Genomic DNA, 24214 nt, shown 5'->3' on the forward strand with positions numbered 1-24214 from the left:
TTAAGTAATTTCCCTCTTGATTATTTATGGTCCGGAAAGGCAACTATCTGCACATTACGGTTTTGTTGCCTGCCGCTTGCGGTTGCATTACTTGCTACCGGTTTACTTTCGCCAAACGTGTGTAATGATACTTTGGTTGAGTCAAGCCCGTTGGCTACCAGCCAGTTTTTAACCGCTACTGCGCGCCATCCGCCCAGGTCGGCATTGTGTTGGCCTGTACCGGTTGAATCGGTATTGCCGTAAATGGCTATAGGCGCACCGTTAAAGCGTTTGTTTAATGAAGCCGCTATCTGTTTAAGCTTGGCACCCGCGCTGCCCTGCAACGTGTTTTTATCGCTGCCGAACAGGATGTTTTCGCCCAATGTGTAGATGGTATATTTATCTGTACCCGTAACGGCGATATCTTTATCCGTAACATCAGGGTCGGTAGTAGCCGGTGCGTTAAAATCCACATTGTTCCAGTCGGGTTGTGTTACCGCAATAGTTTCTTTACTACTGGTAGAGTCAGTAACTACCTGGGTGGTTTTGCCGTTACATCCTTTTAGCAGGAGCAGTAAAACCAATATCGCGAAAATTGCCAGTAAAAGCCAGATCCACCAGGGGGCCGACTTTTTGGGTTGAACATCTAATTGTGCCATGTTGTGTGTGTGTTTGTTTTAAATGGATAATGATCTGCAGTAATTACTGCAGCCATCCGTTAAGAAAAATAATTTCCCTTCAGAGTGAATAAAGAAGGGATGGGGATAGAAAATGTTTTATAAATTAAATATTTAATTTATAGGATTAAAAATTCAACGGGTAATAGTGCTGCAATGATTCTTGCCGTCGCGGCGCAAAGCCGGCGCCATTGGTTACCGCCGGGTGTACTATATAATTTACTGGTTTTAAAAAAGATGAATATAATAATATGCAGTCAACCAGAAGTTTACCGGCTAATATGGGCCTAAATCGCCTTTTGGGGGCCTAATTGCAAAAGGGTTCGTTTTTTGCAGGTGTGATCCCGCAGAAATCTTCAATCTGTTACTTATACTTTATGGAGCAAGCAGAACACAAGCGATTAGAAATAGTACGGCGGTTTAAAGCATTAAATTTAAGTAAGAGCCAGGAGTTAAATGACCTGGTGCTGCTGGCCTCTGAGATATGCAATACACCGATCGCCATGATCACCCTCATGGATGACGACATACAATGGATAGAATGCGCCATAGGTGCGGACATAGACCACAACAGCCGCGAAAATTCATTTTGTAAATACCTGGTTGAGGCCGAGGACGTATTGGTTGTGCCGGATGCGCTTAAAGACTCCCGCTTTACAGAAAACCCAATCGTTACAGGCCCGGCCCATATCAGATCATACGCCGGGGCGCCGCTGATCACCAGCGACGGTTACCATGTAGGTTCGTTATGTGTATTTGATCAAAAACCGCATTCGTTTTCGGCCAGGGAAACCAGGTTACTGGCCATCTTATCAAAACAGGTAGTTAACCTGATGGACCTGGAACTGAGCCTGCAAACCGTAAAATTGCAAAAAGAAATTATTATAGCTTCCGAGCAAAAGCTTCGTGCGTATTTTAACAGCTCCTCGTCCAGTCATATGCTGCTCGGCAAGGATCTGGAGATCCTGGATTTTAACCAGGCCTGCCAAAATTTTGTTGCCAAATTAAATTTGAAACACGTAGTACTGGGGGCTAACGTTCTTGATTATGTCAGGCCGTCTTTTAAAACTAAATTTGTGGACTTTTTCAAGAAAGCGTTAGGCGGAAAATCAACCTACTATGAAATTTTAATGGAGTATGAAACCGGGCCAGCCTGGTGGAAAATAGGGTTTGAACCGGTTAAAGACGAGCATGGGAAAATTATCAGCGTAAGTTACCAGGCCACGGATATCACCGAAAGTAAACAGCAAATAGCAGAAATCGTATCCAAAAACGAGTCGCTTTTAAATATCGCCTATATCCAGTCGCATGGTTACCGCAAACCGGTGGCCTCTATCATGGGCCTGATGAATATCATTAAGGGTGAGGATTATAAGCCGCAAAAAGAATGTTTATTAATGATGGAAGAAGCCGTTAATGAACTGGACGAAAAAATTAAAGAAGTGGTTAATTGCACAGATATCAATAGCTGCAAGAATTCTGCCTGAAACTATTTAGGGCTCTATTGACGGTTCAACATATATAAGAGACCGGCCGGCTTTATTTTTCGTTTATTTTTTTAGTGAATTGGGCCTGCAAATCTTTTAATTGCGCATCATATCCTTTCCTGTCTATAAAAGCCGCCGGATTATAGGCCGAGCCGGGCCTGTGCTTATCATAAAGACCAAACTGGCTGGCATGCGATGCCAGCCAAATATCAAATGTCAGTTTTTTCATTGCTGCCAGGGTATAGGCATAATCAGCGGCAATATGCGGGTACGCAGGGATCTCTGAGAATTTTTTATCCGTAATAATGGTAGGCAGGTTGGCAATCAGCACCCTGTACTTTCGTTTGCTGTCTTTCACATCAAACAAAAAACTGCACGAGCCTTTGGTATGCCCCGGATGATGAAGCACCACCAGCGACATACCGCCTAATTTTACAGTATCGCCGTTATGTAACAGCCGGTCTGCCTTTACAGGGGCATAGGGGCTTGTTGTACTGCCCAAAGCATAATCAGACCGGCCGCCGTCGGCTAATACGGCAGCGTCGCCTGCATCCACCATCATTTTGGCGCCGGTAAGCTTCTTTATGGCCGCCATAGCGCCCATGTGGTCATAATGGGCCTGGGTGGTTAAAAGAATTTTGGTGTCGGCCAATTTAAAGCCCAGGGCTTCAATACCTGTTTTAATAACCGGTGCCGACGATGCCAGCCCGGTGTTGATCAGTATATTACCCTTCGGCGTTACAATCAGGTAGCAGGCCAGGTCATAAGTACCCACATAATACAGGTTACCCGCAATTTGAAAAGGGGGATAAGGCTTTGACCATTCAGGGTGCGCAGTTGTTGAGGGTTCGGCTACTTTTTGCGCCAGGGCCAAATAGTTAACACCTAACAGGATGATCAGGAACAGGTACTTTTTCATGCATACGAATATTGATAACGACTAATATAGATGTTGGGTATCGTAGTTGCAAACGAGTGCATGATAGAGCCCACTGTCTGTCACTTATCCTAAACTGTTTTTTTAATATAATTCCGAACATCGTTTGTATCAGAAACGGACACCCAAAACCATTAATTAGTTGACAACTAATTAAAAATCAGTATTTTGAATAAATGGCATAGCATTTGGTCCCCATTGAGACATGAAAAAACTAGTCCTGGCTTTTGCTTTGTTTGCATTATGCGCAAATGTTTTTGCACAATCTTCTGAAACCGGTAAGTTTATTGAGGCATTTACAAAGAAAAATAACTTTAACGGAACGATTCTTATCGAGCAAAATTCAAAGACCATTTATAAGAAAAGCTTTGGATTTGCAAACTTGCCCTTTAAAGTGCCTACTACAACCGATACAAAATACAAGGTTGCGTCCATTACCAAAGCGTTTACTTCTGTCCTGATATTGCAATTAGTTGAGCAGGGAAAAATTGATTTAGAAAAACCGATTACGACCTACTTACCCGCGTATAAAGGCGCTGGCGGAATTAAAGTGACGATCAAACAATTGTTGAATATGACTTCCGGCATGCGCAATTTTGATGAGAACGGAGCATCGCTGGACTCTGTTTTAAGAAACGGGATACCACAATACCAGTTACCTTTTACCTCTGATCAATTGTTGACTAAATTTTGCAGCTACCCCTTGGTCAAAGAACCAGGTAAGGAATTTGACTACAATAACGCCGATTTTATTATTCTTGGAAAGGTTATCGAAAAAATCAGCGGCAAAAGCTATGAACAAAATTTACAGGAAAAAATATTCCAGCCTTTACAAATGGCCAGTTCAGGACTTTTGTCACAAAACAAGATCATTGACAAACTGGCTGACACCTATTTTTACCGGGGCGACCTTAAAGCATTGGTTAATGACCTGCCTGTATACATGGAAAACTGGTATGCAGCAGGAGCGATCTATTCAACAGCTGACGATATCCTGAAATTTTCAAACGCTTTATTTAGTGGAAGATTGTTAAAACAGGAAACTATGAACCAAATGTTTACTTCCGGGCTTGGTGAATATGGCTTGGGCGTTTGGGTATATCTGAAGTATGAAATCAATCATAAAATGTTTACCATTGTTAAGCGGCCCGGTTCTATAATGGGCGCTCAGGCCATGCTCTTTCATATACTCGAAGATGGGTCAACCATTATCATCTTAAGTAATACAGGCACTGTAAGCCTGGATGATTTCGCGGCTGACATCGCCAGGCAAATTATTAAATAATCAGGCACTATAACATCAACATCGGGCTGGTTTTCAATGCGATACAACCGCTGCAAAAAATTATGCACGCCCTTTGCAAACGAATGCAGGCAGGTAAACAAAAGGCTCCCGGTATACCGGGAGCCTTTATCAATCTTTTGAAAATTTAATATTATTCACTGCCTTATGATATATCAATTGCTTATATCGTCATTACTTATGCCCCGTTTATTTTTCTTTATCGATTCTTTTAATTTTCCTAATTTATAACTCAGGGATGCGCCGAATGAGCTGAAGTTCTGCTGATCGTGGCTTACCTGGTCAAAATTTGGCCCGAATGAATGGGTAGTGTTAATGCGGTAGCGTTTGTACGGATTATTAGTGAAGGCCGAAAAAGTCAGTTTATCTTTAATAATATCCTTGCTCATATTAAACGATGTGCTGATATACGCGTTTGATTGCTGCTGAACGGTAAGCTGGCCGCCATTTACGTAGATATTAATGCCGGTTCGCCAGCCATTGTTTAATTTCAGGCCCGAAGTAAGGTTGGCGTTAAACATAAACCCATGATTGCGTATTGGCTGGCCGTTGCTTACCCCGGTTGCCCAGCCATGTGCCAGGCCACCGTTCAGGCTAACATTCCAGGTTTGGGTTAACGGATAGTTGAAGTTAATATTGGTTCCTAATGCCTTAGCGGTTCCGGTATTTTCAAAACGTGTACGGGTAATATTGGTTACTTCATCATACGAAGATACCGGGAAGATAAGACCCTTTATCCAATTATACTGCAGGTTAAAAAACAGGTTGCCTTTGCCGCCCCAATCAAACCCAAATCGTACCTGGTTACCCGTTGTGGGGCGTAGATCAGGATTGCCGGAAGTTTCGAAGGTGGGGTTTGACCGGTCAACAAAAGGATTTAACTGGTTGATACCCGGGCGCTGGATGCGCTGGTTCCAGCCAAAGCTAATACCTGTGGTTTTAAAGCGCCGGCTTAGGGCTACAGCAGGTACTACGTTAAAATATTTTTGTGATACCTGCGAAGCAGTCGACATAAAATCGGCAGCAATATCAGTATATTCAACCCTGACACCGGCTTTTAGCGACCAATTGTTGATGGTATATTGATAAGAGTTGTAGCCGGCCAGGATAGTTTGCCGGTTGTTAAAAGTATTTGTTTTTGAGGGGTCGGCTAAATAATTGCCGCCTGAATCCTCGGCTAAATACTGAAAGTCGCTTTCGTTAAACCGGATAATTGCTTTTAAGCCTGCTTCAATGTTGATCTTATTGAGCGGATAGACATGATCTAACTGCACGGTATGCTCGCTCATTACGCTTTTATTAGCCTGGCGAAAATCGGGCAGCGCGTAATTTACCCTGTTGTTAAAAAGCTGACCGGCATTTTGGTTATTGGCAAAGCCATAATACCGGTAAGAAAAAGTAGTGAGTTGATTTTTGTTTCGGCGATAACCTTTCTGATAATTGACAGCCAGGTCTGCGCCTTTCCCGTTATTGTCATTGTCTGTCAGCAGATCATAGCGCTGGGTAATAGCGGCGTCCTCACCTAATACTGAGTTTTGTGACGACCGCCCGGTCCCTTTGCTTCCGTTCACATTAAACTGCCCCGAGATCAAATTAAGCGAATCGATCTCATAACTTAATTCCACACCCAGGTAAGCATTCTGATTGTCGCTCTTGCGGTCGCCTGACTGGAAAAGAGCTGATGACAGATCCTTACTGGTACGCAAAACGTCGTTTGTTGTTACGGGATTATTAGCCAGGCCACCACCGCCAAAAGCCGACAGACCAAACTTACCGGATTTGGTGGTAAATGATCCCCCGACAGACTGGCCGCCCGCCGGAAAGCGTTCGTTAATATTGATGTTGGCGTTATAGCCGTCGTCTATCGTTTTATTGGTGATGATATTAATGATGCCGGCCAACCCTTCTGCATCATATTTGGAAGAAGGTGTGGTGATAACTTCGATTTTTTGGATGCTGGATGCAGGCATGCTTTTTAAGACGTCTTTTGGATTGCGTTCCAACAAGCTCGATGGTTTGCCATTGATAAAGATCCGGTAAGCCGGGCTGCCGCTTAACTGGATGTTATCTTCAGCATCAACCGTTAATAACGGGACCTTTCGCATCATCTCCAATACATTGTTGAATTTGCTGGTAGCATCGGCCTGTATATCGTAAGTAATCCGGTCAGCTTCCTGTTTAATAACCGGTCGGTTAGCCTTTATAGCTACAGCTTTAATTTGCGTGGCCGAGGCGCTGATAACCACATCCCCTAAATCAAGCGGCCTGTTACCGTCAGTATTGATATTTATGGATTTACCCGTATAGCCAACCAGTGTAAAACTGATTATAAATTTCCCCGGCTTAACATCACTGATGGTAAAAGTGCCATCCATTTTGCCGACAACCGTTTTTAGCTGCTGGTTATTCAGGTCTTTAAGTGCCACCGTGACAAATTCGGCAGGCTGCCGGGTTACCGAATCAATAAGCCGCCCTTTAATGTTACTGCCGGCGGTGCTTTGTGCAAGCGATGCATATACCCCCACGCACCAAAGTAATAAGGTTAAAGTTGTTTTTAGTTTCATCTGTAAGTTGTTTTGGGGGTTAGACTACAGGCGGCCGTACTATGTTACACATAGTACTAAAATATTGCATAGAACTTTAAGATTTTGATAAAGCGCTTACAATTCACAGCTTAAAAGCCGGGATACGCTAAGCGGGCCATCGGTTAACCCGGAGCACGGGATGTTTGAGGAGAAGTGATGATGCCAGGTTGGTGGCTTGTAATTCGGGCGTTGCCTCCGGCCCGTGCTTTCCACTCATACTGCGCGGGCATTAGCCGCGGGCCGGTATCCGTTTCAATCACTAACGCAACAGCAGGGTGTGCGTCTGCAAAAGGGACGGGACAGGTTGGGCTGGGCGGACGCACTTCACCGCACGTCATTGCGAGGAACGAAGCAATCTAACACTGTCCGAAGTTTGCAACTTCGGACGACTATGCCCGTAGTCTTTAGACTACCGGACCAAGTTAGCGCTGTCAGAATAATAATGCCAACAATGCCCGCTTGCCCGCTGTCCGAAGTTTATAATTTCGGACGACTATGCGAGTAGTCTAAAGACTACCGGCCAAGTTAGCGCCGCCAGAATAATAATGCCAACAACGCCCGCCCGGCTCTCCAAATTTTCGTATCTTTGAGTAACCTATACGCCTGGGGCCGGCCCGTAAATCAGCCTAAAAATTTCAAACACATTTTTACCTGTTTTTTGAAGGATTGCATTTATTTGATTGATAATCAGAGTTTTATACTAAAATGTCACTACCGGTATAACCCCCAATACCCGAAAAACACCATTTTTTACTACCGGCATAGCGCCTGATACCTGAAAAGTGCCCTGTTTTACTACCGGTGAAAACGGCAATACCCGGAAAAAGGTGTTTTTTACTACCGCCAACCGGCTTTATATCGGTGTTAATTAATTACTGCGTACACCAATAACCCGGCCGGCCAGAGTTAATAATTAGGGTTCCGCCAAACCAAAAAGGCCCGGGAAAATATCCCGGGCCCCTGGCAATTGTTGTAAGTTTAAATTATCGTTATTCGCCGCCGCCGCTATGGTCATGCACTTTTTCCTCGCGGAAAAGCTTGGCGCTGAAATAGTCGTTATTCATGCGGCTGATGTTGGTCAGCGTGATTTCTTTAGGGCATTCAGCCTCGCAGGCGCCGGTGTTGGTGCAGTTACCAAAGCCTTCTTCGTCCATTTGGGCTACCATGCTTTGTACGCGGCTCCAGCGCTCGGGCTGGCCCTGGGGCAACATGCCCAGCTGCGATACTTTGGCCGATACGAACAACATAGCCGAAGCGTTTTTACAAGCTGCCACGCAGGCGCCGCAACCGATACAGGTGGCCGAGTTGAAAGCCTCGTCGGCAATAACCTTAGGGATGGGGATGATATTGGCATCGGGCACACCACCGGTATTTACCGATACGTAACCGCCGGCCTGCTGGATCCTGTCAAACGCTGCACGGTCGACCGCCAGGTCTTTGATAACCGGGAAAGCTGCTGCGCGCCACGGCTCGATGGTAATGGTTTCGCCGTCATGAAAGCTGCGCATGTGCAGCTGGCAGGTAGTAATGGCGCGTTTTGGTCCATGCGGACGGCCGTTGATATATAACGAGCACATACCGCAAATGCCTTCGCGGCAGTCGTGGTCAAAATGGATGGGCTCATCCCCTTTAAGGGAAAGGCTTTCATTCACTACATCCAGCATTTCTAAAAATGACATATCCGGCGAGATATTCTCGGCCTTGTAAGTCACCATTTTCCCGCTGCTGTTAGCGTCTTTTTGTCTCCACACCTTAAGTGTCAGATTCATGTTTCCGTCGCTCATTTTCTTTTTAAATTTGAGGTGTGAGATCTGACGCCTGTGCGTCTAAAATCTCAAATTGTTCTTCACTAGTTATTACCGGCTTTTTAAGAATTCTATTTTTTTCTTTAAAGCCTTCGCAATATGTATTTGTATCTTCTATTTTAAAACCACGTTCAAGGTCAATGTCGTTTTTGCGTTTATGCTCGCCCCAGGCAAAAAACCGTTCGAAAAACGGGAGCAGTTTATTGCTTTTTATCTGTTCATAAAAGTAAACTTCGTGCTCTTTTTCCTTCAGGCTCATCTCGTACAAGATCTCATCATGCTCAGTAATACCCTGGGCATTAAAAAGCCTTTTCATCCGCACATATTCGCATACGTTACCGCTTTCTAAACTGCCGGCAAAGTAAAATGGCATAAACCAACCTATCAAATAACAACTCGCGCTTATCGTTTTACCTATAACATGATCCCTAAACTCGTACCATTTTGAAGTTGGCACGTTATACAGATCCATCATTTTCAGCACTTCGGCCCTATGATTCCACTCGTCTATCTCAATTTGTTTGATAGCCGTTTTCTCATCAGCCTTACTTACAGCACCCGCATGTCCCTGGTAAGCAAACGCCGCGGCTTTCTCGCCCGAGTATGCCTGCTTCAATAGTCTAACCAAAATAGGGTCTGTAATGGTCATTCCTTATTTATAGCTACGCTGTGTTAAATGAACAAATTCAAAGTCCAGCGCTTCTTTGTGCAATTCCTCCGGCTGGTTATCACCTTTGTACTGCCATGCACCTACGAAAGCAAATACATCGTCATTACGCAGGGCCTCGCCCTCTTCGGTCTGTGATTCCAGGCGGAAGTGGCCGCCGCATGATTCTTTGCGCATCAGGGCGTCGTCAACCATTAGTTCGCCAAGCTCCAGGAAGTCGGCCACGCGGCCGGCCCTTTCCAGTGAAGCGTTTACTTCTTCGTTAGCGCCAACTACCAAAGCGTTCTTCCAGAAATCGGCACGCAGGGCCTGTATCAACCCTTTGGCTTTGGTAAGGCCCTCTTCGGTACGTGCCATGCCGCAATATTCCCACATAATGTGGCCCAGGTCGCGGTGGTATTCGTTTACCGTTTTGGTTCCTTTTAAAGCCAGCAATGAGTTGATACGGTCAACCACGTCCTGTTTGGTTTTGGTAAAAGCAGGGTGGCTGGCGTCAACCGGTTTCGGACCGATGGTAGCCAGGTAATCGCCCAGGGTAAACGGAATAACGAAATATCCGTCAGACAGCCCCTGCATCAATGCCGAGGCGCCCAGGCGGTTTGCGCCGTGGTCGCTAAAGTTACACTCGCCCAGGGCATAAAGGCCCGGTACGTTGGTGCTTAAGTTATAATCAACCCAAAGGCCGCCCATAGTATAGTGTACGGCCGGGTAAATGCGCATAGGTTGGGTATATGGGTCCTCATCGGTAATCTGATAGTACATATCAAACAGGTTACCGTATTTGGCGGCTACCGCATCTTTGCCCAAACGTTTAATCGCGTCAGCAAAGTCAAGGAAAACGGCAATGCCCGATCCGCCTACGCCGCGGCCATCGTCAACCATTTCTTTAGCGTTACGTGATGCCACGTCGCGCGGAACCAGGTTACCAAATGATGGATATTTGCGTTCCAGGAAATAATCGCGGTCCTCTTCAGCTACCTGTGCGGCAGTGATCTGTTTGGTGCGCAATTTCTCGGCTACTTCTTTTGTTTTAGGCGCCCATACACGGCCGTCGTTACGTAACGACTCAGACATCAGCGTTAGCTTGCTCTGATGATCGCCGGTAACCGGGATACAGGTTGGGTGTATTTGGGTATAGCAGGGGTTGGCAAAAAACGCACCGCGTTTATGCGCACGCCAGGCCGCTGTAACGTTTGATCCGATGGCGTTGGTTGACAGGTAGAACACGTTACCATAACCGCCGGTACATAGCAGTACCGCGTGGCCGGTATGGGTATCAATTTCGCCGGTAACCAGGTTACGGGTGATGATGCCCTTGGCATGGCCGTCAACGGTAACCACGTCCAGCATTTCGCTGCGGGTATACATTTTAACCTTACCCTTGTGGATCTGGCGGTTTAATGCCGAGTAAGCGCCTAATAATAATTGTTGTCCGGTTTGGCCACGTGCGTAAAACGTACGTGATACCTGCGAGCCACCAAATGAGCGGTTGTCCAGCAGGCCGCCGTACTCGCGGGCAAACGGTACGCCCTGCGCCACGCACTGGTCTATAATATTTACCGATACTTCGGCCAGGCGATATACGTTGCCTTCGCGGGCGCGGTAATCGCCGCCTTTAATGGTATCATAAAATAACCGGTAAACGCTGTCGCCATCATTCTGGTAATTTTTGGCCGCATTGATACCACCCTGTGCAGCAATAGAGTGCGCACGGCGCGGGCTATCCTGGAAACAAAATGCTTTTACATTATAACCCAACTCGGCCAGCGATGCTGCTGCTGATGCACCTGCTAAACCGGTACCTACAACTATTACATCGTATTTACGCTTGTTGGCAGGGTTAACCAGCTTTAAGTTAAATTTATGCTTGCTCCATTTTTCGGCTAATGGGCCCTGCGGAATTTTAGCATCTAAACTCATGTTTTGTTTATGTTTTTGGCTGATTTGGTTGATTGGTTAATTACTTAAGTCCATCAACTGGTTCAACTTAATCTAACTCTATTTAACTATTTACTGATACTGTGCAGATAATAATAATACACCGGCATCAGCGCAAATCCCAGCGGGATGATCACCGCAAAGAACCAAGTGCCTATAAATTTTACTACCGGTGTGTATTTACGGTGTGTCCAGCCTAAGGTCTGGAACGCGCTCTGGAAACCATGCAGCAGGTGGAACGATAAGCTGCCCATTGCAATTACATAGATGATAACATACCAGAGGTTACTGAAACTGGCAGCCACCTTGGTGTGCAGATCCTTAACCCTGACAATCTCCTCATCATTTTCTGTGGTTGATGAATGTTCAAAGGTTGGGTCGGCAGGTGTAAAATCCGTAACGGTACGCTGGTTGGTCAGCACGTTGGTGCGGTATTCTTTAAAGCCTACGCTATCGGTAAATTTGTATTTATACCAAAAATCGCCCATATGGATCACGATAAACAAAAACAGGATAGAACCCAGCAGCCCCATGTTTTTTGACGACCATGATGCCGGCGCCTTATTTTGCGATGCATAAGCAACCGGGCGCGCCTTGCGATTTTGAACGGTTAATATTAAGGCGTAAAGGGCGTGTACCAATATAGCCAGGTAAAGCAGGTAAGCTATCACTTCTATCGGCGGGAAATGCGTCAGGAAGTTGGCATACACATTAAAACCATAACCCTGGTCATTTTTAAACAGGAACAGGTTGCCGCCCAGGTGTACGATAATAAATGTACACAAAAACAAGCCTGTTAAAGCCATTATCAGCTTTTTGCCCAGCGATGAGTTAAAGGTTTGTTTAATTTCGCTCATTATTTTATTGTAAATGAATATTTACGCAAAAGTATTTATTAAAAGCCAAAAGATATAAATGGTTTCTATTAATTAACAGGCAATCCATTATTTAGAAACAATCTAATAAAGAGTGTATTTTTTCTGTTAATATTCGTTTCTGATTTTGTAGCTAACTATAATTTGCAGTAATTTGGCCTTATCAAAAACCTATGCCGTTATGAAATACATCAGCTTTTTATTTTTACTCCTAGTATTCGCATCGTGCAAGCATATGCAGGGCGATATTGAAATTAACGGTATTGCAAAAGGTGTAACTTATGGCAATGTTATTATAAAGGATCAGGCCAATACCAATATTTTCAGGGCCGATATTGAAGCCGGCAAATTTAATATCAAGTCTTATTTACAGTATGCCGGATATTACAAAATGCTTTACGCATCAAAAGCGACGAAGGGCGGCTCGCGCGAGATCGAGGTGTACCTTGAACCCGGTACCTATACCATTGATATCAATCAGGATAAGATCAACGATTACCCGCTTATCACTTCCTCATCTGAAACCCAGACACAATTATCAGCCTATAACAATGTGCGGGATTCGCTGAGGCACGAGGCGCGTCAAAGAGCCATCGCCATAAATAATCAGATGAGGGGTGTAAACAGCGATAACGGCGTAAAATCAATGTCAGACCTGGATACGTTGAATAAACTGCAAACAGCCGAGTTAAAAGCTAACCAGGTTGATGAAATGAATGTTTTCAATGCCTTTATGGCTAAATATCCTGATAATGAAATTGCCGCACACCTGCTTAAGGCTTTAGATTATCAGAATGACCCGGTAGGTTATTATAAGCTTTTTCAAAAATTCAGTCCCGTTGCCAGAAACAGTGATGATGGTAAGCAGCTGGAAGTTAAACTTAAAGAACTAAGTAAACTGGCGCCCGGCAGCCCGGCCCCGGCTATTACCGGCACCACGCCTGATGGCAGGGAGCTGGATATCAAAGCCATGAAGAAGAAGATCTTTTTACTTGACTTTTGGCGGTCAAGCAATGGTTCGAGCCGGGATAATCATCAGCAAATTATAACCCAGCTGTTGCAGTTGAAGCCCAAAGGCTTTGATGTGGTTAGTATTTCTTTTGATACCGATAAAGATAAATGGCTGGCGGCTGTAAAATCAGATAAAATGGACTGGACCCAACTATCAGATCTTAAAGGAGACGACTCGCCCAACGGCGCTACCTGGGGGATCAAAAGCATCCCGGCTTATTTCCTGTTAGATGGGGGCGGTAAGATCATAGCCCGTATTGCCGACTTTGCCGACGTACCTGCGGCGGTTGATGAATACATGAAAAAACATTAATTACTAAATTTTTAGTTTTTAATATTTTATGGTAATTTGGTTGCACCTATTACCTTTTTCGCCATGAAATATTTATACCTGCTCTTTATTGCTGTGGCTTTTGCCGGATGTACCCGCAATGAGATTGAAATAACAGGCACTGCCTACGGCGTTGCTGACGGGACTATATTATTAAAGGACGCTTCCGGGCAGACACTGGCCGGCGTTAACATCAGTAACGGCAGGTTCCATATCGGCAAAACCTATTTACCATATTCCTATTATGGTACGCTAACCCTATCCCAAGCGGGCAAAAGTGCACAGGATTTTGAACTTTATCTGGAGCCTGGCCAATACGAGATTGTGTTCGATAAAAATAACTTAAACAATTATCCACAGGTGACCTCGGGGTCGGCCATACAAAACCAGCTCTCGGCTTATCATGCCCTGGATGAAGAAATAAAGGACGCCTCCGAACAAAAACTCCGGTTGCTTGACGGAAAATACAAACGCGCCATAAAATCGCCCCAAAAGTGGGATGACAGCACCACGAGTATTGCCAACCAGGCACAAATTGAGCGGACAAAGGCATTGGGCATTGGCCAACAGGTGATGATGGCTTATGTAAACAAATATCCTAAAAATGAGATAGCAGCGCACATGATGCAGGGGATGGACTTTGAGGCGGATCCGGCCGGTTATTATGCCGTTTATCAAAAATTAACCTCGTCACAAAAAAATAGTGACGAAGGCAAAGCCATAGGCAGTAAACTAAAAGCGATCATCCGTTTGGTGCCCGGTGCACCGGCCCCGCCCATTGTCGGCACCACGCCAGATGGCAAAACGGTAGACCTGGCCGCCCTGCACAAAAAAGTTATACTGGTTGAGTTTTGGAAGGCCGCTAATGTGGCGAGCCGCAGAAACCACCAGGTTATGGTGAGTAATCCTTTCCCGGCTATGATGAGCAATAAGCTGGCCATTGTGAGCGTATCGCTTGACAGAAAGCGCGATTGGTGGCTGGGATCCATGCGGGATGATAAATTAACCTGGACCCAGGTTTCTGATCTGAAAGGGATCGACTCGCCCAACAGGAATAACTGGGCCATTGATGATTTACCAACCTATTATTTGCTTGACGGCAAGGGCCGTATTATTGAGCGTAACGTATCGTTTAACCACATCTCAACATCTGTAGGTAATTATCTGGACAGCCATTAAGCAATCGGCATTACTTTATCTTTCAATACGGCAAATATACGGTCGGTTTTTAAACTGCGGATAGCTACCCGGCCGGTAAACTTACCAAATGACGGCAGTATACCCTGCCTTTTGCCAAATGCAAAACAGGGCAGCGTTACGCCCTGCCGCCCTTTGCCTTTTAAACTTACCCCGGGGTGGATATGCCCGCAAAATACATAACCGTTTAATTGGTCCAGCTCCCCGTCATCCTGCGGATGGTGCAGCATTAAAAAAGGTTCTAATAATAAGGAGTGGTGCAGGCCGATATTCAATTCGTGGTAATGGTCATCATGCACGATATCGTGATTTCCGCGTATCAGGATGATCTCCAGCTTTGGGAATTGTTGCCGCCATAGCTTGAACCAATCCCAGTCGGCATTCATATCACTATGGAAAAGATCACCCAGGAATATTATTTTTTCGGGACGGTATTCGTGGATCAGGTCTGATAGTACCGCCAGATCATTTTGCTCCATATCGCGCGGGACAGCGATACCTGCCTTACGGAAATGCCCAACCTTGCCTAAATGAACATCGGCAGCTATCAGCGCCTTTTGCTGCTGCCAGTAAATGGCCCGCTGGGGTAATAATAACAGGTCCTGATCTAATAATGTAAAAGGGGTGGCCGCACTCATCGTCATAGTTAATGCAAAAGTAGTAAAAGGTAATTTTATTGTAGGGCGATCACCGGCTGATGATAATAAGTTATTTAAATGCCGTAATTAAACGCAGATCAACATTAGCGCTTACCGCCTGATTTTTCTCCGAAAAATTAAATATCTTGTTACTTTTAAGTAAGATGAAAAAATTAACTGCCTTTTTAATTGGTGCAGCACTTGTACCGGCATTGAGCGCCGGTGCGCAAACCGTCGACCCTGACGATGCCGGATCGGCCCTGAAAAACCTTAAGCAGCTACAGGAACAATTGCAATATGCTCCGTTGGCAGCCGGGGCAGCGCGTGTTGGGCAAATAAACCAAATGTTAAAGTTGGGGGTATGGGACAGGGCCTGGAAGCTGATTAACGCTGCGCCTGTTACCGCAGACAGCCGCCTGCTAAAAGCCGACTACCTGCTATTGCATAATGATTTTTTTAATGCCGAAGCACAGGTGAATGCGGTGCTTAAAACCCGGCCCGAAAATATAAAGGCCCGGCAACTTAAAGCAACCTTACAGATACAGGCATGGCGATTACCGGAAGCCATTGCCATCTGCAAAAATATATTAAAATCACATCCCGAATCTGAAGCTACTGAGTTGATTATGGGTAGGGCAATGCTGTTGCAAAAAAGGTATCCCGAAACGCTGGCTATTGCCAGGAAGATTGAAAGCCGCGACGCTGCCAGCGCCGGCGCTTACCAGTTGGAGGCCGACGTTTATTTTTGGGATCAGCACCCGGAGCTGGCAGAGGCGCCGCTGAAAAAATCGTTGGCGATCGATCCTTATAATGCCGATGCCCGGTTTAGTTATGGTTATGCCATTTGGCGCCGGGTTGATGCCATGCAGTTAAACGCAATGGCCGCACAATGGGAGGTAGCGTTGACGGTTAATCCCCTGCATTTTTCAACCAACTGGCATTGGGGCAACGGGCATACCAACCTAACCTATGCCGACTATGCCCAAAAAGATGATGATGAAGTGCGCACCGCTTTAGAAAAAGCAGATGCCTTATTCAGCGCCAATAAAATTGACGAAGCCATAGCATATACCCGCACCGTGCAGCGAAAATATCCGGCATCGGTATTGCCGCTGATGCACCGCGGCTCGCTTTACTACAGTGCTTTTGATATGAACCGCCGGCTAAGGCTGGATTCGGCCGAGCGTATTTTCAGGCAAATCCTGCTGTTGAAAAAGCATTACGGGCCTGCGCACAATGGATTGGCAGCCGTAATCAAGTCTAAGCGGATCCCTTACCTTTCTATTTATGACTCGGTAACCCGCGTATTGCAAAATGTAAAGATCACCGATATGAAAAACTTTGAACAGGTTTTTCCGGATGTGTCTTATTATCCCGGCAATTTGGCCAAAGCCATGGTTTGGAACCAGCTATATGCTGCGGTGGTTTATTTTCCGTTCCTGTCAAAACAGGGAGAGACATTCCGGGTATCGCCGCTGCATATTGACCTGGCAATTACTATGCATTCGCCCTATTTCAGGTTCATGACGACTTTTGATAACCGCCAGTGGATGGATATCCGCGGGGTGGGCAGCGGCTGCGCAGATATGGAATATGTTGAACGCGGAGCCTATCAGGAGCGAAATGTCATTTTGCATGAATATACCCACCTTTATCATGGCACGGTGTTTACTGACGAAGAAAGCCGGCAGGTTAGGGCACATTACTATAAAGCAATGGCCGAACACCGGACATTGGACTATTATTCCCAAAATAATGAGTCGGAGTATTTTGCACAAACTTACCCGGCTTATTTTGAACCTGTAAAAGTGCACCCCTTGGATTTTAAATCGATGAACACCACCAATGATCTGAAGACAAAAGATCCGGGGATGTATGCGTTTATTGATAAACTGGTAAAAAAACAGCGGGCTTACCTGGGCGGCGACAAAGGCGCCATGGCCGATAACTGGGCACAGGTATACCTTAATTTAAGCCAGTCGAGACGGGGCAGCGGCCCGGGGGAAATGCAGGCCTGCCTGGATACCTCACTTAGTTATGATGATAAGTATCTGCCAACTTACCTTGCCTGTTCGAGATTAAAATCGGCTCAAAAAGATTTTGCCGGTGCTGCCCAATGGTTGGAAAAAGCTGAAGCCATTAACCCCCGCTACGCACCCATTTATGTGGCGCGGGCTGATTTGGCGCTGGCCCGGTATAACGCAAAGCTGATCGATCAGCCTGAAGCCGTTAACCAGCAAGCCGGTTTTTTAAACAAAGCCTACAAACTGGAAGATGATTACCAGGAGCTGGCGGCCATCAACCTAAAACTGCGCGAGATGTACCGCCATAACGGGCAAATAGCCGACGCCATTGCTGCTGCCGAAGCTTATGTAAAAACGGCCGCTACCGTATCCACCTATTTAAGAGATCAAAGGGATGATGCGGCTGCGTTTGTGGCATCGCTTAAATCAGAACTGGGCTATACTGAGCCGGTAATTACTTTGCAACATTTAGTGGAGCAGAAACCGCAGAATTTTGAATACCGTACCATGTATGCCGATGCCCTTGCTGCTAATAAACACTATGACCGGGCAATAGTCACCCTGCAACAGGCCCAGCGTATTTTAAAGGCGAGCGGCAGCGGCCGTGCCGGTTTCGACCTGCAAATTGCCGAGTTTTATAACAACCTGCACCAGCCGGATTCGGTAGCTAAATACCAGGCCGCTTCGGGTCTGGGTACACCAATCAGTAACAGATATGGGCGTAACGCCGATAATAGCCTGCGAAATATCCGCCTGATGGCGGCGGCAGGCAATATTGAAAAGGCAACAGAAGCGCTAAAGGCCCTCCCGGCAACCGGCGACAATGCTTATCTGAGCGAGTTGGCCTATACGCAGGGTAAATTGCAGGAAACAGCCAACCCCGAACTGGCGGCGGTAAGTTATGAAACCGCTATCAGGTATAATCCCTATATGTTTAAGGCGTATCCCTGGTTGTTGAGTTATTATAATAAAAACGGCCTGCCGGCTAAAAGCAGGGCTTTGAAAGACAATCTTAATTCTTTAAAAATACAACCCGGCCCCGGTATCGGGCCAATGTAACAAAACCAGGCAGCCACCCAATTGGATGGCTGCCTGTATGGATAGGTTACTGATTGTAAATATTGTCCCGCTTCAATAAATTAACCTCGCCGGGTGTTATGTCTACTATGGCACGCATGTTATTGTTTGTGATATTCAGCTCATCCATCATATTCACCATGTTAGCGTAGTTTGACTGGTCGCTGGGTTTTATCAGTACGATCATGTCTTTGCCCTGTTGCTGCTTTATACGCGCACTTTGTTCAAGCAACGCCCTGCGTATGCCGTTTTTACCAAAATTGTCAACCGACGGCTGAGTTAAAGGATGCCCCGGCTGGCCGATGTACCATTCCAGTTTATTATTGGCTCCCAATAAAACAGTCATTGTTCGCGACTCGGGCACTTTGATACGCGTATCGCCCTGGTCGGGCATTACCAGGTCCATTGCCGTGGGCTTTTGCAGAGTAGTGGTAAGGATGAAAAAGGTGATCAGCAAAAAAGCCAGATCTACCATGGCTGTTAAGTCAACACGGGTTGATTTTTTGTTGCTTTTGGTCCGGCCGCCGTTATTATCCGCAGCGGGTTTGGTTTCTAATTCTGCCATAACTTTAAGATTGGTGCCATAGGGCGTTAATAATTAGGTTGATTGCCAGGTGAGTGCCCGACTAATTATTAAACGCAACATTATTGCATTTTGTTTCAATCTTAATAAAGTATTTTCAGGCAGTTTTTGCCTGTTGTTCGGATATAAAAGGATAGGGGTAAACCGGCCGTATATCTGGAATAATTAACCCGTAGCCTCGGCTTTTTTAAGCAACTGATAGCCAATACCAGCAAATACGGCAAAAACCACATGCGCCGGGATTAACTGTAAATAGTATTTATTAAAACTTAAAACCGGGGGCAGCGGATGCAGCTTAAACGTAGTTTTCCAAATTGCTACCGCAATAATGCCGCTAACGCCGCCAAGCAGTAAATTCCGTTTGATGGACGATTTGATCTTTTTACGGCTCCAAAGCTCAACATATACCAGGGCAAACAGCAAGCCGACAGCATAATGAGCGGCCCAGCCGGTTAGTTGTTTTTCTTCTTTGTTTAGCATGGGCAGCAGGTTGTGTGCCAGTTGGCCCAGGCGTTCGGGCTCGCTAAAGTTTTCGCCGTCCAGTTCAGAAACCAGGTAGCTAAACGCTGTCATAAATGTGGTGCCGGTAATGCCTGCTACTAAAATATCCCTGGTTTTCATAGTATAGTATTTGTCTGAATAACACCGGCCGGTTTCTAACTGTTTTGACTATTAGTAAAATCCTGAAATTTTAGCAATCCGGTCGCCTGCAGAGGTTAAGCTCCCGGCATTAGCATAGGTAGTCAAAAAATGCCCGGGAATGTAATAATTTCATATCACTTTAGGGTAAAGGGCCACCTGGGCGGGTGGCTTTTTTGTTTACTCCATCTTTTTTATAAATTTAGGCAGCGATATTAACCGCTCAACTGATCTCCCAAAAAAAGTTCAATAATCTCATGAAGAAATTTTATCTATTCTTTCTACTTGCACTATCTCTATATCAGGTAAAGGCCCAAACGCCCGTTGTAACCCCGCCTCCCGCTAAAGGCAATTATCAGCTGGCTTCCAAATTCTCTGCCGATAAGATCAAAAAGATGGTTTTCTCGACGGTTGTCGACCCGCATTGGTTAAAGCTATCCAACCGGTTTTGGTACGTTTATGAAACCAGCGATATTAAAAGCTGGTATTTGGTTGACCCCGCCGCGCATTCAAAAAGGCGGATGTTTGATAACGAAAAGCTGGCCGCACTGATAACCTTAATTGTTAAGGACCCCTTTGACGCGCAACACCTGCCTATTGAAAACCTGAAATTTACAAAGGATGAAACCAGTATCCAATTTGAGCTGAAAAGTACCATTGATGTGGTAAAGAAGGATCGAAAGGATAAAAAAGCGGCCGACTCACTGGAGAAAAAGACTTTTTACTTTACTTATAACCTGCAAACCAATAAGCTGGCCGAGTTAAAAGATTTTAACAAGGTTAAGCCTAAGCCTGCCTGGGCCTCAATAGCGCCCGATAGCTCGGCCATTGTGTTCTCAAAAAACTTTAACCTGTACTGGATGGATAAAGAGAATTACAAAAAAGCCGTAAAAGATGAAAACGACAGTACCATTGTTGATCATCAGCTGACTAAAGACGGCATTGAATTTTATGCCTACGGCAGCTCAAGGGGCGATGATGAAATTAATATGGATAAAACCAAGGCCGCCAAAAAAAGAAGGCCCGCCGGTGTGTTATGGTCGCCCGATTCGAAGTATTTCGTGATGGAGCGCGTGGACGAACGTAAAGTAAAGGACCTTTGGGTGATCAACAGCATTGCCGATCCGCGCCCTACTTTAGAAACTTACAAATATCATTTACCCGGCGAAAAAGAGTCGCCTTTAAATGAAATGATCTTGTTTGATTTTGCTGATAAATCTTACAAAAAACTAAATACCACCCTGTTTAAAGACCAGGACCTGGGCCTTTGGCGCGCGCCGACGCTGCAAAAAAACAGGGATGACGAATTTAGCCCTAACGTTTGGCTGGGTACTACAAGCAAGTTTTATTTTTACCGGACTTCGCGCGACTTAAAACGCATCGATGTTTGCAGCGTTGACATCAAAACCGATAAGGTTATTGTGCAGGCGCAGGAGCGCATGAATACGTATGTAGAGATTGCTACGCCGGGTTTAATTAACGGCGGTAAGGAACTGGTAGAGTGGAGCGAGCGCGACGGCTGGGCGCATTTTTATTTGTATGATGACGCCGGTAACCTGAAAAATCAGATCACATCGGGTTCTTTCCACTGCGACGATATTGTCAAGATCGACGAAAAAAACCGCGTGCTGTATTTTACCGCATCTGGCCGCGAACCCGGCGAGAGCCCTTACTATGTGCACCTGTACCGGGTTAACCTGGATGGCAGCGGATTGAAATTGCTGAATCCCGGTAACTTTAACCATACCAGCAGCCTGAATGATAACCCTACCTATTTTGTCGATAATTTTTCAAGGGTTAATGCTGCACCAAAATCAATATTATATGATAATACGGGCCGTAAGATAATGGACCTGGAAGCCGCCGACCTTTCAAGATTACTGGCCGCCGGATATAAATTCCCGGAGCCCTTTAAGATCAAAGCGGATGATGGTATTACCGATCTGTACGGTGTAATGTACAAGCCCTTTGATTTTGACCCGGCCAAAAAATACCCGATTATTGAATATGTTTACCCCGGCCCGCAAACCGAGGCTATAAACATAGGCTTTACCACCAGCATGAATTATGTTGACCGTTTGGCACAACTTGGCTTTATAGTGGTAAGTGTTGGTAACCGCGGCGGCAGCCCTGAGCGTTCAAAATGGTACCATAACTTTGGCTATGGCAACCTGCGCGATTATGGCCTGGCTGATAAAAAGGCGGCGGTTGAGCAACTGGCAGACCGTTTTCCGTTTATCGACATTAGCAGGGTTGGTATTACCGGCCACTCGGGTGGCGGTTTTATGAGCGCGGCGGCTATGTTTGTTTATCCTGATTTCTTTAAGGTTGCGGTGTCTGAGTCGGGTAACCATGATAACAGCGTATACAACCGCTGGTGGAGCGAAAAACACAATGGGGTTAAAGAAGTAATTTCGGCCAAAGGTGACACTACTTTTCAATACACCATTGATAAGAATCCGGATATCGCCAAAAATCTTAAAGGCAACCTGATGCTGTCAACCGGTGATATTGATAATAATGTGAATCCGGCAAATACTATCCGCGTAATTAACGCGCTGATAAAAGCCAATAAACGGTTTGATTATGTACTGTTACCGGGCCAGCGCCACGCTTATGGTGATATGACCGAATATTTCTTTTGGCGCAAAGCGGATTATTTTGTACAGCACCTGCTGGGCGATTACTCACAACCGGTAGATATTTTAGAAATGACGCGTGAAGTTGAAATGAACGGCAAAAGGAAATAAAGCTCAATCAACCCCTCTCCCCAACGGAGAGGGGTTTTATTTCGAAGTATGCTTGTAAAAAAGCTAAATTTACTATCGTCATATCAACAGCTACCCAATGACCGTTAAATTACTCATTATTGTCCCGTGTTATAATGAGCAGGCCGCCCTGCCGGATTTGCTGACAGAACTGGACAAGTTAAGTATACCTGGATATGAAATTACCACGCTGGTAGTTAATGACTGCTCAACAGATGATACCTATGCGGTCGCCATTCGGCACAACGTAAAAGTGCTTAACCTGCCCATCAACCTGGGTATTGGCGGCGCGGTGCAAAGCGGGCTGATTTATGCATTCAATCATCAATTTGATCTGGCCGTACAACTGGACGGCGACGGCCAGCATCCGCCAAAAGAATTAACTAAACTGTTGACCTGCCACCGGGCCACGGGCGCCAACCTGGTTATTGGCTCAAGGTTTATTAAGAAGGAAGGTTTTCAATCGTCATTTACGCGCAGATTGGGCATTGGCTATTTTCACCGGCTTAACCGGTTTTTTACCGGGATGTATATTTTTGACAGCACCTCGGGCTTTCGCTTGTTTGATAAAAAAGCAATTGAACTGGCGTCGGTTTATTACCCGGATGACTATCCGGAACCCGAATCACTGGTGTATTTCGCAAAAGCGGGTTTTAGTATAGAAGAAACGCCCGTTATAATGGCCGGCCGGGTTAGCGGACAATCGTCTATCAGAAATTTTGCTTCTTTGTATTATTGTATAAAAGTTACCATCGCTATGTTTTTTTCGGCAATACGTAAAACCCAATAATTATGGCCCGCATACAGATCATTACCATTATTACCAGTTTATTGTTCCTGTTTTATATTTCAAAACTGATTATAAAAGGCAGGCTGCGCGAAGAATATTCCATCGTTTGGTGCGTTTGCACACTGATACTGGTGATCTTTTCTTTTTGGCGCAGCGGACTGGAAGTAATGTCAAAATTATTTGGTGTTTATGAGGCCCCCAACCTGGTATTTACCGCCTGCATTTTTGCTATACTGATTTATTTGCTGCATCTAAGCGTGGTAGCCTCAAAACTGCATAAGCAAAACAAGCAACTGGCACAGGATATCGCTTTACTGAAAGAAAAAATTTACCGGGAAGACGGCCAGATCGTTTAGGGCTCCTTGCGCCGGCAGGCGTTACTAAACCCCAAACTGCCCCAAATGATGATCCAGGTGTTTATAAAACATGATATTCCATTCGGCGGCCGATAGTTTGCCAAAAGAATGCGATTCTTTATTGTCAAAATATGCCTCGCCCAGTTGTTGGGTTTGATTAAGATGACTTAACAGGCGGATTTTTTCGGCCTCAAAGTTTTTTTCATCTTTTATTAAAAAAGCCGGGGCGGTTGGGGCGCTGTGTTTATAAGGCGCAGGGCCAACCACCTTATTTTTTACCAGCATTTTCAGGATTAATTTCATAAACGGATTGGGCCTGGGATGTTTGTCGGTATAAACCATCTCATAGCTGACATTGGTATGGGCCAGCATTTGTGCTACCGTCATTTTACCCCAAAGCGGTTGGCTGTCGGGCCTAAGTTTATTGATGCGATAGATAAGTTCCATCACATCGGCGGGGTTAAATACACTTTTCATCAGGGTTGATTTATATAAAGATGGCAATTTACTGCCGGACATTCAAACGAAAAAAGGTCCGGGGAATTAT

Annotated in this window: 20 protein-coding genes; 8 read left to right on the forward strand and 12 right to left on the reverse strand. The window is 45.4% G+C overall.

The window, feature by feature from the left end:
• Window positions 1-20: 20 nt before the first annotated feature.
• Entirely contained in the window at window positions 21-638 is a 618-nt protein-coding gene (locus LJ658_RS06965) for an OmpA family protein (RefSeq protein ID WP_230545755.1), read from the reverse strand.
• Between the two features lie 395 nt (window positions 639-1033).
• Here LJ658_RS06965 and LJ658_RS06970 point away from each other — a divergent pair, with 395 nt between their 5' ends.
• Window positions 1034-2143: a GAF domain-containing protein gene (locus LJ658_RS06970; protein ID WP_230545756.1), complete on the forward strand. Its 1110-nt coding sequence runs from the start codon at window positions 1034-1036 to the stop codon at window positions 2141-2143.
• A 52-nt stretch (window positions 2144-2195) separates the two neighbouring features.
• Here the strand turns inward: LJ658_RS06970 and bla are convergent, their stop codons facing one another.
• Window positions 2196-3062 (reverse strand): subclass B3 metallo-beta-lactamase, encoded by an 867-nt coding sequence (gene bla / locus LJ658_RS06975; protein WP_230545757.1) that lies wholly within the window; start codon window positions 3060-3062, stop codon window positions 2196-2198.
• 223 nt (window positions 3063-3285) lie between these two features.
• Here bla and LJ658_RS06980 point away from each other — a divergent pair, with 223 nt between their 5' ends.
• On the forward strand, window positions 3286-4365 hold the full coding sequence (locus tag LJ658_RS06980) for a serine hydrolase (RefSeq protein ID WP_230545758.1): 1080 nt from the start codon (window positions 3286-3288) through the stop codon (window positions 4363-4365).
• Between the two features lie 173 nt (window positions 4366-4538).
• Here LJ658_RS06980 and LJ658_RS06985 read toward each other — a convergent pair whose 3' ends face one another.
• From LJ658_RS06985 to LJ658_RS07010, 6 genes are all read right to left on the reverse strand, one after another.
• The gene (locus LJ658_RS06985) at window positions 4539-6947 is read right to left on the reverse strand and encodes an outer membrane beta-barrel family protein (protein ID WP_230545759.1); all 2409 of its coding nucleotides are present in this window, start codon (window positions 6945-6947) and stop codon (window positions 4539-4541) included.
• A 721-nt stretch (window positions 6948-7668) separates the two neighbouring features.
• Complete coding sequence (locus LJ658_RS06990) at window positions 7669-7815, reverse strand: hypothetical protein (RefSeq protein ID WP_230545760.1); 147 nt, start codon at window positions 7813-7815, stop codon at window positions 7669-7671.
• 142 nt (window positions 7816-7957) lie between these two features.
• Window positions 7958-8752, reverse strand: coding sequence for a succinate dehydrogenase/fumarate reductase iron-sulfur subunit (locus tag LJ658_RS06995; RefSeq protein ID WP_230545761.1), 795 nt, complete (start codon window positions 8750-8752; stop codon window positions 7958-7960).
• A gap of 7 nt (window positions 8753-8759) precedes the next feature.
• Window positions 8760-9422, reverse strand: coding sequence for a hypothetical protein (locus LJ658_RS07000; protein ID WP_230545762.1), 663 nt, complete (start codon window positions 9420-9422; stop codon window positions 8760-8762).
• 3 nt (window positions 9423-9425) lie between these two features.
• Window positions 9426-11360, reverse strand: coding sequence for a fumarate reductase/succinate dehydrogenase flavoprotein subunit (locus LJ658_RS07005; protein ID WP_230545763.1), 1935 nt, complete (start codon window positions 11358-11360; stop codon window positions 9426-9428).
• 86 nt (window positions 11361-11446) lie between these two features.
• The gene (locus tag LJ658_RS07010) at window positions 11447-12235 is read right to left on the reverse strand and encodes a succinate dehydrogenase cytochrome b subunit (protein ID WP_230545764.1); all 789 of its coding nucleotides are present in this window, start codon (window positions 12233-12235) and stop codon (window positions 11447-11449) included.
• A gap of 199 nt (window positions 12236-12434) precedes the next feature.
• Between LJ658_RS07010 and LJ658_RS07015 the strand changes: the two genes are divergently transcribed.
• Together LJ658_RS07015 and LJ658_RS07020 are read left to right on the forward strand one after the other, a co-directional pair.
• Complete coding sequence (locus LJ658_RS07015) at window positions 12435-13577, forward strand: TlpA disulfide reductase family protein (RefSeq protein WP_230545765.1); 1143 nt, start codon at window positions 12435-12437, stop codon at window positions 13575-13577.
• Window positions 13578-13640: 63 nt separating this feature from the next.
• The gene (locus LJ658_RS07020; protein ID WP_230545766.1) at window positions 13641-14774 is read left to right on the forward strand and encodes a thioredoxin-like domain-containing protein; all 1134 of its coding nucleotides are present in this window, start codon (window positions 13641-13643) and stop codon (window positions 14772-14774) included.
• Here the strand turns inward: LJ658_RS07020 and pdeM are convergent.
• Entirely contained in the window at window positions 14771-15430 is a 660-nt protein-coding gene (gene pdeM / locus LJ658_RS07025; RefSeq protein ID WP_230545767.1) for a ligase-associated DNA damage response endonuclease PdeM, read from the reverse strand. The two genes, LJ658_RS07020 and pdeM, sit on opposite strands and share 4 nt — an antisense overlap.
• 164 nt (window positions 15431-15594) lie before the next feature.
• On the opposite strand from pdeM, the gene LJ658_RS07030 reads away from it, so the two are divergent.
• On the forward strand, window positions 15595-18513 hold the full coding sequence (locus tag LJ658_RS07030) for a hypothetical protein (RefSeq protein WP_230545768.1): 2919 nt from the start codon (window positions 15595-15597) through the stop codon (window positions 18511-18513).
• Window positions 18514-18559: 46 nt separating this feature from the next.
• On the opposite strand, the gene LJ658_RS07035 is transcribed toward LJ658_RS07030, so the two are convergent.
• Together LJ658_RS07035 and LJ658_RS07040 are read right to left on the reverse strand one after the other, a co-directional pair.
• A complete protein-coding gene (locus LJ658_RS07035; protein WP_230545769.1) occupies window positions 18560-19096 on the reverse strand; it encodes a biopolymer transporter ExbD in 537 nt (178 codons plus the stop codon).
• 183 nt (window positions 19097-19279) lie between these two features.
• Window positions 19280-19735 carry a hypothetical protein gene (locus LJ658_RS07040; protein ID WP_230545770.1) on the reverse strand — a complete coding sequence of 152 codons (456 nt, stop codon included), beginning with the start codon at window positions 19733-19735 and terminating at the stop codon, window positions 19280-19282.
• A gap of 275 nt (window positions 19736-20010) precedes the next feature.
• On the opposite strand from LJ658_RS07040, the gene LJ658_RS07045 reads away from it, so the two are divergent.
• From LJ658_RS07045 to LJ658_RS07055, 3 genes are all read left to right on the forward strand, one after another.
• Window positions 20011-22503: a DPP IV N-terminal domain-containing protein gene (locus LJ658_RS07045; protein WP_230545771.1), complete on the forward strand. Its 2493-nt coding sequence runs from the start codon at window positions 20011-20013 to the stop codon at window positions 22501-22503.
• A gap of 97 nt (window positions 22504-22600) precedes the next feature.
• Window positions 22601-23311 carry a glycosyltransferase family 2 protein gene (locus LJ658_RS07050; RefSeq protein WP_230545772.1) on the forward strand — a complete coding sequence of 237 codons (711 nt, stop codon included), beginning with the start codon at window positions 22601-22603 and terminating at the stop codon, window positions 23309-23311.
• Between the two features lie 2 nt (window positions 23312-23313).
• A complete protein-coding gene (locus LJ658_RS07055; protein WP_230545773.1) occupies window positions 23314-23667 on the forward strand; it encodes a DUF2304 domain-containing protein in 354 nt (117 codons plus the stop codon).
• Window positions 23668-23691: 24 nt separating this feature from the next.
• Here the strand turns inward: LJ658_RS07055 and LJ658_RS07060 are convergent, their stop codons facing one another.
• A complete protein-coding gene (locus tag LJ658_RS07060) occupies window positions 23692-24144 on the reverse strand; it encodes a DUF1569 domain-containing protein (protein ID WP_230545774.1) in 453 nt (150 codons plus the stop codon).
• Between the last annotated feature and the right edge of the window lie 70 nt (window positions 24145-24214).

It is taken from the genome of Mucilaginibacter sp. UR6-11 (genome assembly GCF_020880695.1).
In the GTDB taxonomy this organism is placed as follows: domain Bacteria; phylum Bacteroidota; class Bacteroidia; order Sphingobacteriales; family Sphingobacteriaceae; genus Mucilaginibacter.